The following is an 11,902-nucleotide window of genomic DNA, read 5'->3' as shown; positions in this document are numbered from 1 at the left end:
CCCGCGCGCGGGAGAGGGGTTGGGGGAGAGGGCATTGAGGTTCAAATCGCGATCCGTCGCAAACTGAGCCGCCGACCCTCTCCCCCACCCTCCCCCATAAATGGGCGAGAAAACCCGGGGTAGCACAAACCTCCTGCCCCTCCTACACTCCCCGTTTGATGCAGCCGTCCGATGCTGCACTTCCGGGAGACTTCCATGACGTTCAGTGCAACGCGGCGCGCCATTGCGGCGTGCGGCGCCCTTGCTGTCCTCACGTATCCCCTGCTCGGCCACGCCGCGGACCCGGTGAAGATCGGGCTTATCGCGCCGTTCTCTGGCAGTTTTGCCGAGTACGGCAAGCAGATGGAAGGCGGCATCAAGGCCTGGCAGCAGGTCCATGGCGACACCGTGGCGGGGCGCAAGGTCGAGGTTATCCTCAAGGACACCACGGGCCCGGTACCGGAAGTGGCCAAGCGGCTTGCCCAGGAACTGGTGGTGCGCGACAAGGTCGATATCCTGGCCGGATTCGGCCTGACGCCGGAAGCGCTGGCCGTGGCGCCGGTGGCCGAGCAGGCGAAGAAGCCGATGGTGATCTTCAACGCGGCGTCATCCATCATCACGACCAAGTCGAACTACATCGCACGCGTTTCGATGACGCTGCCCCAGGTCTCGGCGCCGATGGCGACGTGGGCCGTGCGCAACAACATCCGCAAGGTAGTGACGCTGGTTGCCGATTACGCGCCCGGCATCGACGCCGAAACCGCGTTCAAGACCAACTTCCTGGGCGGCGGCGGCCAGATCGTCGAATCGATCCGCGTGCCGCTGCGCAACCCGGAATTCGCCCCGTTCATCCAGCGCATCAAGGACGCCAGGCCCGAGGCCGTGTTCCTGTTCCTGCCGGCGGGCGAACAAGGCGTGGCGTTCATGAAGGGATTCCGCGAACGCGGGCTGGCAGAAGCCGGTATTCGCGTGATTGCCACCGGTGACCTGACTGACGACCACGTGCTGCCCGCCATGGGCGACGCCACGCTGGGCGTGATCACGTCCTTCCACTACTCCGCAGCGCATGATTCGAAGGAGAACAAGGCCTTCCTGAAGGCCTTTGCCGATGCCAACCCTGGCGCCGGCCGCCCGAACTTCATGGCCGTGGCCGCCTATGACGGCATGGCGGCCATCTACGACGCGCTGAAGAAAACCAGCGGCGCGACCGAGGGCGACAAGTTCCTGGGCGCGCTGAAGGGCATGAAGCTGCAGAGCCCGCGCGGCGCCATCACCATCGACCCCGCCACGCGCGACGTGGTGCAGACCGTCTATATCCGCAAGGTCGAAAAGATCAACGGCGAGCTCTACAACGTGGAGTTCGACAAGTTCGACAATGTGAAGGACTCGGGCAAGTAATCAGGCGTCCGCGGCCGCAATGACTTTCGACATCTCCGAAGTCTGGCTCCAGCCGTTCCGCTGATAGAGCGCCCGGCCCGTCTCGGTGGCGTGGAGGACGGCAAACTCCACGCCTCGCCGTGCGAACTCGGCCTCGGCCATCGTCATCAATTGCTTCGCCAGGCCCCGCCGCCGGTGAGTCGGTTCGACGTAGACATTGAGCACGTATCCGCGCCGGTCCTGCGCGGGGTGAGCCGGGTGCGGTGGCCAGTCGATCAGCATCAGGCCGACCCCGGCCACTGGCCGGCCGGCATCGACCAGCAGATAGCCGAAATAGCTGCCATCGGCCAGCCGCGGCCGCAGCCACGAGCGGAAATGGTCGGTCATCGTGCGCAGGAGCCCTGCGGCGAAACCTGCCTCCTGGAACATCATTTGGCGATGACGACAGATCAGCTCGAGGTCCTCGGCACCAACGTTACGAACATCCATATGCGATGACTTCCTGAATCGTGTAGATCGTATTTATCGTGTTGATCGTACTGATCGTATTGAGCGGCATTCGGTTAGCGATACATCCGGAGCGTGGCCGCGCGATGCGGCCCCCCGCTCCGGACCCGGTCAGTACGGCGACAGGGTTTCCAGGGCCTTGGCTGACTCCTGCCTCAGCATGCGCAGAATCAGCGCGGCCCCTTCGTTGGAGAATTCCGGCGACGCGGCATGCTCCACGGCCACCGTCACCACACCCATTGCCCCTTCGACTCGCTGCAACTGCCGGTACGCCATCACATCCGACGAGACACTTGCATAGGATTGCCCTGGTTCCCCGGCCGGCCGCCTTGCGACGGGCTTGCGCGAAGCGGCTCCGGGTACCGGCTTATCCATGCCCCGGCCTCCCAGGGGGGAGGGAGACCGGAACCGTGGGTAAGATGCAGACATCGTAGCGATGCATGGCGTAACTCCTTCAAGGAAAAAGCGTTGGGCGGGCTGCCTGGCCCGCATCGCCGCACTTGCGGCAACCCATGCATTGTGGAATCCGCGCGATGCCCGGGAAATGAGACGATTCTGAAAAATCTCGGAATCGTCCGATCACAATCGGCACCCCTCGCCCCGGCATCCGCGTTGTCTTGCTAACGCACCGTGACCAGCCGGTCCAGCAGCGCCCTGTCCGCAAGCAGCGCCGCGCTGTCCGACCGATGCACCACCCGGCCCCGGTCCAGCACCATCGCCTGCCGCGTCATCGTCAACGCCAGCCGCGCATGCTGCTCCACGACGATGACGGCCATGCCGCCGTGGGCGATCAGGCCGGCAATCACGCGCTGAAGCTCCTGCACGATGATCGGCGCCAGCCCCTCCATCGGCTCATCCAGCAATAACAGCGCAGGGTTGACCATCAGCGCCCGGCCGATGGCCAGCATCTGCTGCTCGCCGCCTGACAACTGGTTGCCAAAGTTGCGCCGGCGCTCCTCCAGTCTCGGAAATGTCCGATACACACCCCGTATGTCCCACGGCCCCGGCCGTGCCACCGCGCTCAGGTGTTCCTCCACCGTGAGGGACGGAAACACCCATCGCTCCTGCGGCACCCAGCCAATGCCGCCCTGGGCGCGGCGATGCGGCGGCGTCTTCGCCAAATCCCTTCCCTGCCAGATCAGCCTGCCGCCATGCAAGCGCGTAAAGCCCATCAACGTGGACAACAACGTGGTCTTGCCCACACCGTTACGGCCCAGCACGGCGAGACTGTCTCCGGCGCCCAGCATCAGGTCGATCTGGTCCAGCACGATGGCCTCGCCGTATCCGGCGCTGACGGCTTCCAGACGCAGCAACTCACTCATGGACGGCCTCGCCAAGGTAGACCTCCTTCACGCGCGGGTCCGCGGCGATCTCGGACGGCGAGCCTTCGGTCAGCACGCGCCCGGCCACCAGTACCGTGATCCGTTCGGCAAAGCGGAACACAAGATCCATGTCGTGTTCGATAAAGACAATGGTCATGTCGCGCGGCAGCGCGGCAATTACCGCGAACAGCTCCGCGCTCTCCCCGGCCGGGATGCCCGCTGCCGGCTCGTCGAGCAGCAAAATCGACGGACGTGTGGCCAACGCCAGCGCCATCTCCAGCAGGCGCTGTTTGCCATATGGCAGGTGCGCTGTTTCGATATCTGCGTCGCCATCCAGCCGCAGCATGGCCAGCACGGCCATGGCCTCATCCACAAGCGCCTTGCGCGATGCCACCGTGCGTGTCCAGACCCGACCTTCGCCAGTGCGCTCGGCCACGGCCAGCACGACCGATTCGAGTACGGTCAGCCCCGGGAACAGCGTATTGATCTGGAACGTGCGCGTCATGCCTAGCTTCACGCGTGCATGCTGCGGCAGCGTGGTGATGTCCCGCTCCCCCAGCCAGATGCGGCCCGACGTTGGCGCCAGCGCGCCGGTCAGCAGATTGATGAACGTGGTCTTGCCGGCGCCGTTGGGCCCGATCAACGCATGCCGCGCACCCGGCGCGAAGCTCAGGGAGATGTCGCTGTTCGCGGCGAATGCCCCCCAGGTTTTGCCCAGCCCTTCGGTTCGCAGCATCACAGTCATGCGTCCGCCTCCTTGTGCGCTGGCGCGGCGCGGTGCCGAACGCGTGCGGCCAGCGCGGACAGCGCGCCCATCACCCCGCCCTTGGCGAACAGCACGATGACCACCAGCAGCAGCCCGATCCAGAATTGCCAGTACACCGGGTTGATGCCAGCCAGAACATCCTGCGCAACCATGAACAGCGCCGCACCGAGCAGTGCGCCGTAGAGTCGTCCTGTACCGCCGAGCACCAGCATCACAAGCAGTTCGGCGGAACGCGGGAAGCCAAGCGCGTCCATGCCGACGAACTGCGTGGTCTGCGCGAGCAGCCCACCCGCCACGCCCGCAATCGCCGCAGCCACCGTAAAGACGGCGCGCAGGCGGCGCGGCACGTTGGTGCCGAGCGCGGGCATTCGGCGCGCGCCTTCACGGATGCCGCGCAGCGACAGCCCGAATGGCGATGCCACCATCCTGCGTACCAGCACGAAGATCGCGAACAGCACCACCAAGCTGTAGACGTAGGCGGTCTTGCCGAACAGGTCGAACTCGAACATGCCGAGCAGGTTGCCCATCGTCACGCCGGACAGCCCGTCGACACCCCCAGTCAGGAACGCGGCCTTGTTCGCGGCTTCGAACAGCATCAGGCCGATGCCGAGTGTCACCATCAGCCGTGTCAGATCGCCGCCGCGCACAACCAGAAAACTGCACAGCCACCCTCCCAGCGCGGCCACCGCCGCCGCGGCCAGCAGGCCCGATATTGGCTCACCCCAGCCATGCGCGGCAAGCAGCCCGGCCGTATAGGCACCCAGCCCGAAAAAGGCCGCATGCCCAAGCGACACGATGCCTGCATAGCCGAGGATCAGGTCCAGCGACAGCGCGAAGAGCCCCGCAATCAGGATCTGGCTGCCAAGGATCAGATAGCCGGGCAAGGCGAAGAACGCCACCACCGGCGCCAGCCAGAACACGATTTCGGCCGGATGCCAGCGGCCGTCGGGCAGATGATGCAAGCGGGTGTTCATGCGCGCCTCCCGTAGAGCCCGGCCGGAAACGCCACCAGCAACAGCACCATCAGCGCGTAGATCACGAAGGCGCCGATTTCGGGCACGTAGTATTTGCCCGCCACATCGGCCACCCCGAGCATCAGCGCCGCAACAAGCGACCCGCGAATACTGCCGGCGCCGCCCACGGCAACCACCAGCAGGAAATAGACCATGTACTTGAGCGGGAAGGTCGGGTCCAGGCCGAGCACGTCGATGCCAAGCCCGCCGCCCAGCCCCGCCAGCCCCGATCCAAGCGCGAACGTCAGACTGAAGACGCGTTCGACATCGATACCGAGCCCGCGTGCCGCCTGCTGGTGATCCACCGCCGCGCGCACCTGTGCGCCAAACCGCGTGCGCGATACCAGCCAACCGAGCCCCAGCGTGATGGCAATGACCACTGCGATCAGGAACAGGCGATAGGCGCCCAGGTCAACGCCGCCCAACCTGACCTGCCCGATCAGGAAATCCGGCAGCACCACCGGCTGCTGGCCCGGACCGAATAGCCAAGTGGCACCGGCCATCGCCATGAAGGTCAGGCCGATCGAAAACAGCACCTGGTCGAGGTGGCTGGCGCGATAGAGCCGGCGGTACAGCGTGCGTTCGAGCAGCCAGCCGGCAGCCGCCGCGCCCAGGAATGCCAGCGGCAACGCGGCCAGGAACGGCACCCCGGCGCGGCTCATCAGCACCACAGCCACGTAGCCGCCCAGCATCGCAAACGCGCCATGCGCCAGGTTCACGAAGTTCATCAACCCCATCGTCACCGACAGGCCGATGCTGATCAGGAACAGAAGGCTGCCGTATGCCACGCCATCGAACAGCACGCCAGGCAAGCTCGATATCACAATCCAGTCCTTTGGGGGGGATGACCGCGGGTTCGGGGAGATTGGCGCCGATTGTTCAGCGCTCGCCTCTTTTTTGCAATCGGGCCGGACCCGCGCACCGGGCCGCGTCCGTGTTTACTTCAACTGCCACAAGCGATAAGGTCTTTGCACCTCACCGCCGGGGACGTGGCCATGTCGATTGACCGTCGCACCTTTCTGGGGATCTCCGCCTCGCTGGCCGCGCTGCCGGCAGGCTCCGCGCTGGCTGCCGTGGCGCACGCCGCCACCGTCGAAGCGCCAATGCGCCGCAAGATTCCGGGCACCACTGTTCAGCTGCCGGTGATCGGCATGGGCACCGCCCGCACGTTCGATGTTGGCAAGAGCCCCGAGGAACGGTCGCCGCTGGCCGAAGTCCTGGCCGTGCTGCTGCAGCGCATGCCGAACGCCGTCATCGACACCGCGCCCAGCTACGGCAACGCCGAAGCGGTGACTGGCGACCTGCTGCAAGCGGCCGATGCGCGCCGCCGTGTATTCGTGGCCACCAAGATCTCCGCGAACGCCGCCAACGCGCCGGCCCAGTTCGCCGGGTCGCTGTCCGACCTGCATACCGACACCGTCGATTTGCTGCAGGTGCACAACCTGATCGACTGGCGCGACAACCTGAAACTGCTGCGGCACCTCAAAGATCAGCGCAAGGTACGCTATATCGGCATCACGCACTACCGCGACGATGCACAGGATGCGCTCGCGCAGATCGTCCGCGCGGAGAAGCTCGACTTCGTGCAGATCAACTACTCCGTGGCCGAGCGCAATGCGGAACGTGTGCTGTTGCCGCTCTGCGAAGAGCGCGGCGTGGCCGTGCTGATCAACCGCCCGTTCCAGGACGGCCGGCTTTTCGCGGCGGTCAAGGGCAAGCCGGTGCCCGACTGGGCCGACGAGATCGATTGCGAATCGTGGGGCCAGCTCTTCCTGAAGTTCATCGTCAGCCATCCGGCCGTCACGGCGGCGATTCCGGCCACATCGAATCCGCGCAACATGCTCGATAACGTTGGTGCCGCCTTCGGGCGCATGCCCGATACGCACGAGCGCGCGCGCATCGCGGCGACGCTGGCGTAACCGACCGCCTCCAGCATGGATACGCCGGATCTTTCCCCCGACCCTTCCAGGCCCGGCAAGCTGCTGGGCATCGGCGAAGGCGAAAGCGCTGCCGTGGTGGCGGGCTTCGTGTTCTTCTTCTGCCTGTTCGCGAGCTACTTCATGCTGCGGCCCGTGCGCGAGACCATGGGCATCGCGGGCGGCGTGCAGAACCTGCAATGGCTGTTCACCGCGACCTTCGTGGTGATGCTCGTGGCCATTCCGTTTTACGGCGCCTGCTGCAAATGGCTGCCGCGCCGACGCTTCGTGCCATGGGTCTATGCGTTCTTCATCGCCAACCTGGTGGTATTCGCGCTGGTCACGCGCGCGATGCCGGACAGCATCTGGATTGCGCGCGTGTTCTATGTCTGGCTCTCGGTATTCAACCTGTTCGTGGTGTCCGTGGCGTGGAGCCTGATGGCCGACGTGTTCCGGCCCGAACAGGCAAAGCGGCTGTTCGCGATCATCGCGGCGGGCGCCAGCGCGGGCGGCCTCGCCGGGCCGGTGCTCGGCGGCTGGCTGGTTGGACGCATCGGGTTGACCGGCCTGATGTTGCTGTCAGCGGCGCTTCTGGCCTCAACGCTGCCTGTGGTCGGCTACCTGTTTGGCTGGCGGCGCACGCACGGAGCCGGCATGCCCGGGATGGAAACCGCAACCGCCCCGGACCCGGCGCAGCCGGTGGGCGGTGGCCTATGGGCCGGACTGTCGCTGATCATCCGGTCACGCTACCTGATAGGGATCAGCCTGTTCGTGATCCTGCTGGCCACGTCAAGCACGTTCCTGTACTTCGAACAGGCCCGGCTTGTGGCAGCCACCTTCCACTCGCGAGCCCAGCAGACACAGGTCTTCAGCGCGCTGGACGCTACCGTGCAGGCGCTGACGATTCTCGTGCAGATATTTTTCTCGGGCCGCGTGGCCAGACGCTACGGCGTTACCGCGCTGCTGACAGCCGTGCCGCTGGCCGTAACCGGCGGCTTCCTGCTGCTGGCGATGTGGCCCACGTTCGGCGTGCTGGCAGCGGCGATGATCGTCCGGCGCGTCGGCGAGTACGCGATGCTGAGACCGGGCCGCGAGATGCTGTTCACGGTGGTCGATCCCGAAACCAAGTACAAGGCCAAGAACGTGATCGACACGGCGATCTATCGGGCCGGCGATGCAGTCAGCGCATGGGTGAAGACCGCCATCGACGCGTTGTCCGGCCACCCGGCCACGGTGGCACTGGCCGGCGCTGCACTGGCCATCGCGTGGGGCTGGCTCGGGCGGTGGCTCGGCCGGCAACACGAAGGCCAACTGACCACGACGGAATCCACGCCATCTGTACTCGTCCATCGCTCGACAGGCGGCCGATAATCGCGCGCTCGGCTGGCCCGTGTGCACCATTGGGCTTATAGTCGTGCCCTGTTTGCCGTCCCACCTCATTTGCTCGGGAGTTGCTTCATGAAGACCAAAGCCGCCATTGCCTGGAAAGCCGGTGCACCGCTCACCATCGAAGAGGTGGACCTCGACGGTCCGCGCGCGGGCGAAGTGCTCGTGGAAATCAAGGCCACCGGCATCTGTCACACCGACTACTACACGTTGTCCGGCGCGGACCCCGAAGGCATCTTCCCGGCCATCCTGGGCCATGAGGGCGCGGGCATCGTCACCGATGTCGGCCCGGGCGTGACGTCCCTCAAGCCCGGCGACCACGTGATTCCGCTTTACACGCCCGAATGCCGGCAGTGCAAGTTCTGCCTGTCCCGCAAGACCAACCTATGCCAGGCTATCCGTTCGACGCAGGGCAAGGGGCTGATGCCGGACGGCACGTCGCGCTTCTCGATCGACGGCAAGCCGATCTTCCACTACATGGGCACGTCGACGTTCGCCAACCACATCGTGGTGCCGGAGATCGCGCTGGCGAAGATTCGCCCGGACGCGCCGTTCGACAAGGTCTGCTACATCGGCTGCGGCGTGACTACGGGCGTGGGCGCGGTGATTTTCACGGCCAAGGTGGAAGCGGGCGCCAACGTGGTGGTATTCGGCCTGGGCGGCATCGGCCTGAATGTGATCCAGGGCGCGAAGATGGTGGGCGCCGACAAGATCATCGGCGTGGACATCAATCCGGCCCGCGAAGCGATGGCGCGCAAGTTCGGCATGACCCATTTCGTCAATCCGAAGGAAGTCGGCAACGTGGTGGACCACATCGTGCAACTGACCGATGGCGGCGCCGACTACTCGTTCGAATGCATCGGCAACACGCAAGTCATGCGCCAGGCGCTGGAGTGCTGCCACAAGGGCTGGGGCAAGTCGATCATCATCGGCGTGGCCGAGGCCGGCGCGGAAATCTCCACGCGCCCCTTCCAGCTTGTCACGGGCCGCGAGTGGAAGGGCTCGGCCTTCGGCGGCGCTCGTGGCCGCACCGACGTGCCGAAGATCGTCGACTGGTACATGGAAGGCAAGCTCAATATCGACGACCTGATCACCCACACGCTGCCGCTGGACCGGATCAACGAAGGCTTCGACCTGATGAAGCGCGGCGAGTCGATCCGCTCGGTGGTGCTGTATTGAGGAGTCGCGCATGGAACTGCTGTCCGAACACGGCTGCCACGGGGGCGTGCAGCGCTTCTACCAGCATCAGTCGGCGGCCATCGGGCTGCCGATGCGATTCTCGGTCTACCTCCCGCCGCAGGCACTGCAGCCGGGCGCGAAACACCTGCCTGCCCTCTTCTACCTGGCCGGCCTGACCTGCACCGAAGAAACGTTCGCGATCAAGGCCGGCGCCCAGCACTTTGCCGCCGAACACGGCCTGATCCTGATCGCGCCCGACACCAGCCCGCGCGGCGCGAACGTACCCGGCGAGGCCGACGCATGGGACTTCGGCGTGGGCGCAGGGTTCTATGTCGATGCGACCGAAGCGCCGTGGCGCACGCACTGGCGCATGGAAAGCTATGTCGCGGATGAACTGTTCCATCTGGTGGCCCGCGAGCTACCCGTCGATGCCGAACGCGTTGGCATCTTCGGACATTCGATGGGCGGGCACGGCGCGCTGGTGCTTGCGCAGCGCTACCCGCAGCGCTTCCGCTCCGTATCGGCCTTTGCGCCAATCGCGGCGCCCACGCAATGCCCGTGGGGCGTCAAGGCCTTCACCGGCTACCTTGGCGAAGACCGCAGCCGCTGGGCGCAGCACGATGCCAGCGCACTGATGACTGCGCAGGCATCGGCGCCGTTCCCGGCCGGCATCCTGATCGACCAGGGTCTCGCCGACAAATTCCTGGCAGAGCAGCTTTATCCGGAAGCATTCGAGGCCGCATGCCGGAAGGTGGGACAGCCGCTGACGCTGCGCCGGCACGCGGGATATGACCACGGGTATTACTTCATCACGACGTTTATCGCCGATCACGTGCGGCATCATGCGGAAAGGCTTTGAACGACATTCGCGCGCATTTTCGCTCCCCTCTGCCATGAAATGGGAGGGGAGAAAACCGACCCTGCTGCCATGACCCTCTACCGCCCAGACCCCATCGTCACCCTCACCGCCCGTCAGCTTTCCGAAGCCATTCACGCAAGGCAGGTATCCAGCCGCGAAGTGATGGCGGCCTATCTGGCGCATATCTCCGCAGTCAACCCCGGCAGCAACGCCATCGTGGCACTGCAGGACGAAGAGATGCTGCTGCGCGAGGCGCAGGCGGCCGATGACGCGCTGGCGGCGGGCAAGTCGGCCGGGTGGATGCATGGCATGCCGCAGGCGCCGAAGGATCTGGCGATGACACGCGGCATTCGCACCACCTATGGGTCGCCGATCTTCCGCGACAATGTGCCGGCCAGCGATTCGGTTGTGGTGGAACGTGTGCGCCAAGCGGGCGCAATCCTGATCGGCAAGACCAACACGCCGGAATTCGGCCTTGGTTCCCACACGTTCAATCCGGTATACGGGGCCACGCTGAACCCCTATGACCCAGCGCGCTCGGCGGGCGGCAGCAGTGGCGGCGCGGCCGCGGCGCTGGCATTGCGGATGCTGCCGGTGGCGGACGGCAGCGATTTTGGCGGGTCGCTGCGCAATCCCGCTGCGTTTTGCAATGTCTACGGTTTCCGGCCTTCCGCCGGCCGTGTTCCCTATGGCCCGGCACCCGAACTGTTCCTGCCCCAGCTTGGCTGTGAAGGGCCGATGGCGCGCAATGTCGAAGACCTTGCCCTGCTGCTGGCCACGCAGTCCGGCCCGGACCCGCGTACGCCGCAGGCGCTCCCGCAGGACCCGATATTGGCGTCGCTGACGCCGGCGAATGTGGAAAACGTGCTGAAGGCCGATCTCACCGGCAAGCGGGTAGCATGGCTGGGCGACTGGGGCGGCTACCTGCCCATGGAAGACGGCATCCTGACGCTATGCGAGCAAGCGCTGCGCTTTTTCCCGGACTTCGGCGTCAGCGTCGAGGCAATTCAGCCCCCCTACCCACCAGAGAAGATCTGGCAAACGTGGCTCGTGCATCGCCACTTCCTGACCGGCAACGCGCGCCTGGCTTTGTACCGGAACGCATCCACCCGCGCACTGCTCAAACCCGAAGCGATCTGGGAGATCGAAGGCTCGCTCGACCTCAAGGCCAGCGACCTGTATGCCGCCAGCACCGACCGCAGCAACTGGTATCAGGCACTGCAGCGCACGTTCACGAAGTTCGACTACATCGCCGTGCCCACCGCACAGGTGTTCCCGTTCGACGTGACGCAACACTGGCCGAAGGTCATCGCCGGCAAACAGATGGATACGTACCACCGCTGGATGGAGGTGGTCGTCGCGTGGACGTTGTCGGGCAGCCCGGTGATCAGCGTACCGGTGGGATTCAATGCCGAAGGCTTGCCGATGGGCATGCAACTGATCGGCAAGCCGCGCGACGATCTCGGTGTTCTGCAGCTGGCGGCGGCCTACGAGAAGGTGCGCGATTGGGTCAATGACCGGTTGCCGCCGGCTATTGAAGGCTGAGGTGTTTTCTGTTTTCGCTCCCCTCTCCCATGCAATGGGAGAGGGGTTGGGGG

General features: G+C 65.4%; 12 protein-coding genes. 6 read left to right on the top strand and 6 right to left on the bottom strand.

The window, feature by feature from the left end; all coding sequences use genetic code 11:
* The first annotated feature begins 195 nt into the window (after positions 1–195).
* Entirely contained in the window at positions 196–1,377 is a 1,182-nt protein-coding gene (locus tag B552_RS0123025; RefSeq protein ID WP_019451417.1) for an ABC transporter substrate-binding protein, read from the top strand.
* Here B552_RS0123025 and B552_RS0123020 read toward each other — a convergent pair whose 3' ends face one another.
* The 6 genes from B552_RS0123020 to B552_RS0122995 form a co-directional block, all read right to left on the bottom strand.
* Positions 1,378–1,845 carry a GNAT family N-acetyltransferase gene (locus B552_RS0123020; protein ID WP_019451416.1) on the bottom strand — a complete coding sequence of 156 codons (468 nt, stop codon included), beginning with the start codon at positions 1,843–1,845 and terminating at the stop codon, positions 1,378–1,380.
* A gap of 129 nt (positions 1,846–1,974) precedes the next feature.
* Entirely contained in the window at positions 1,975–2,238 is a 264-nt protein-coding gene (locus B552_RS28965; RefSeq protein ID WP_157160327.1) for a hypothetical protein, read from the bottom strand.
* Between the two features lie 245 nt (positions 2,239–2,483).
* Positions 2,484–3,185: an ABC transporter ATP-binding protein gene (locus B552_RS0123010; protein ID WP_019451414.1), complete on the bottom strand. Its 702-nt coding sequence runs from the start codon at positions 3,183–3,185 to the stop codon at positions 2,484–2,486.
* Positions 3,178–3,930 carry an ABC transporter ATP-binding protein gene (locus B552_RS0123005; protein ID WP_019451413.1) on the bottom strand — a complete coding sequence of 251 codons (753 nt, stop codon included), beginning with the start codon at positions 3,928–3,930 and terminating at the stop codon, positions 3,178–3,180. The genes B552_RS0123010 and B552_RS0123005 overlap by 8 nt, the downstream gene beginning before the upstream one ends.
* Complete coding sequence (locus tag B552_RS0123000; protein ID WP_019451412.1) at positions 3,927–4,925, bottom strand: branched-chain amino acid ABC transporter permease; 999 nt, start codon at positions 4,923–4,925, stop codon at positions 3,927–3,929. The genes B552_RS0123005 and B552_RS0123000 overlap by 4 nt, the downstream gene beginning before the upstream one ends.
* Positions 4,922–5,788, bottom strand: a complete 867-nt coding sequence (locus B552_RS0122995; protein WP_026035964.1) for a branched-chain amino acid ABC transporter permease — start codon at positions 5,786–5,788, stop codon at positions 4,922–4,924. The genes B552_RS0123000 and B552_RS0122995 overlap by 4 nt, the downstream gene beginning before the upstream one ends.
* Positions 5,789–5,959: 171 nt before the next feature.
* On the opposite strand from B552_RS0122995, the gene B552_RS0122990 reads away from it, so the two are divergent.
* From B552_RS0122990 to B552_RS0122970, 5 genes are all read left to right on the top strand, one after another.
* The gene (locus B552_RS0122990; RefSeq protein ID WP_026035963.1) at positions 5,960–6,883 is read left to right on the top strand and encodes an aldo/keto reductase; all 924 of its coding nucleotides are present in this window, start codon (positions 5,960–5,962) and stop codon (positions 6,881–6,883) included.
* A 15-nt stretch (positions 6,884–6,898) separates the two neighbouring features.
* Positions 6,899–8,251, top strand: a complete 1,353-nt coding sequence (locus B552_RS0122985) for an MFS transporter (protein WP_019451409.1) — start codon at positions 6,899–6,901, stop codon at positions 8,249–8,251.
* 87 nt (positions 8,252–8,338) lie between these two features.
* Positions 8,339–9,445 (top strand): S-(hydroxymethyl)glutathione dehydrogenase/class III alcohol dehydrogenase, encoded by a 1,107-nt coding sequence (locus tag B552_RS0122980; RefSeq protein WP_019451408.1) that lies wholly within the window; start codon positions 8,339–8,341, stop codon positions 9,443–9,445.
* A gap of 10 nt (positions 9,446–9,455) precedes the next feature.
* Entirely contained in the window at positions 9,456–10,304 is an 849-nt protein-coding gene (gene fghA, locus B552_RS0122975) for an S-formylglutathione hydrolase (protein WP_019451407.1), read from the top strand.
* 69 nt (positions 10,305–10,373) lie between these two features.
* The gene (locus B552_RS0122970) at positions 10,374–11,849 is read left to right on the top strand and encodes an amidase (protein WP_019451406.1); all 1,476 of its coding nucleotides are present in this window, start codon (positions 10,374–10,376) and stop codon (positions 11,847–11,849) included.
* The last annotated feature ends 53 nt before the right edge of the window (positions 11,850–11,902 follow it).

It is taken from the genome of Cupriavidus sp. BIS7, from assembly GCF_000292345.1.
Taxonomy (GTDB): Bacteria; Pseudomonadota; Gammaproteobacteria; order Burkholderiales; family Burkholderiaceae; genus Cupriavidus.
Note: the sequence above shows the minus strand (reverse complement) of the source record. Positions and strands in the feature narration are given on the sequence as shown.

Excerpts from the sequence above, each read along its gene's own strand:
- B552_RS0123010 (WP_019451414.1), bottom strand. The coding sequence starts at position 3,185 with ATGAGTGAGTTGCTGCGTCTGGAAGCCGTCAGCGCCGGATACGGCGAG.
- B552_RS0123020 (WP_019451416.1), bottom strand. The coding sequence starts at position 1,845 with ATGGATGTTCGTAACGTTGGTGCCGAGGACCTCGAGCTGATCTGTCGT.
- B552_RS0123005 (WP_019451413.1), bottom strand. The coding sequence starts at position 3,930 with ATGACTGTGATGCTGCGAACCGAAGGGCTGGGCAAAACCTGGGGGGCA.
- B552_RS0123025 (WP_019451417.1), top strand. The coding sequence starts at position 196 with ATGACGTTCAGTGCAACGCGGCGCGCCATTGCGGCGTGCGGCGCCCTT.
- B552_RS0122980 (WP_019451408.1), top strand. The coding sequence starts at position 8,339 with ATGAAGACCAAAGCCGCCATTGCCTGGAAAGCCGGTGCACCGCTCACC.
- B552_RS0122970 (WP_019451406.1), top strand. The coding sequence starts at position 10,374 with ATGACCCTCTACCGCCCAGACCCCATCGTCACCCTCACCGCCCGTCAG.
- B552_RS0122990 (WP_026035963.1), top strand. The coding sequence starts at position 5,960 with ATGTCGATTGACCGTCGCACCTTTCTGGGGATCTCCGCCTCGCTGGCC.
- B552_RS0123000 (WP_019451412.1), bottom strand. The coding sequence starts at position 4,925 with ATGAACACCCGCTTGCATCATCTGCCCGACGGCCGCTGGCATCCGGCC.
- B552_RS28965 (WP_157160327.1), bottom strand. The coding sequence starts at position 2,238 with ATGGATAAGCCGGTACCCGGAGCCGCTTCGCGCAAGCCCGTCGCAAGG.
- B552_RS0122985 (WP_019451409.1), top strand. The coding sequence starts at position 6,899 with ATGGATACGCCGGATCTTTCCCCCGACCCTTCCAGGCCCGGCAAGCTG.
- fghA (WP_019451407.1), top strand. The coding sequence starts at position 9,456 with ATGGAACTGCTGTCCGAACACGGCTGCCACGGGGGCGTGCAGCGCTTC.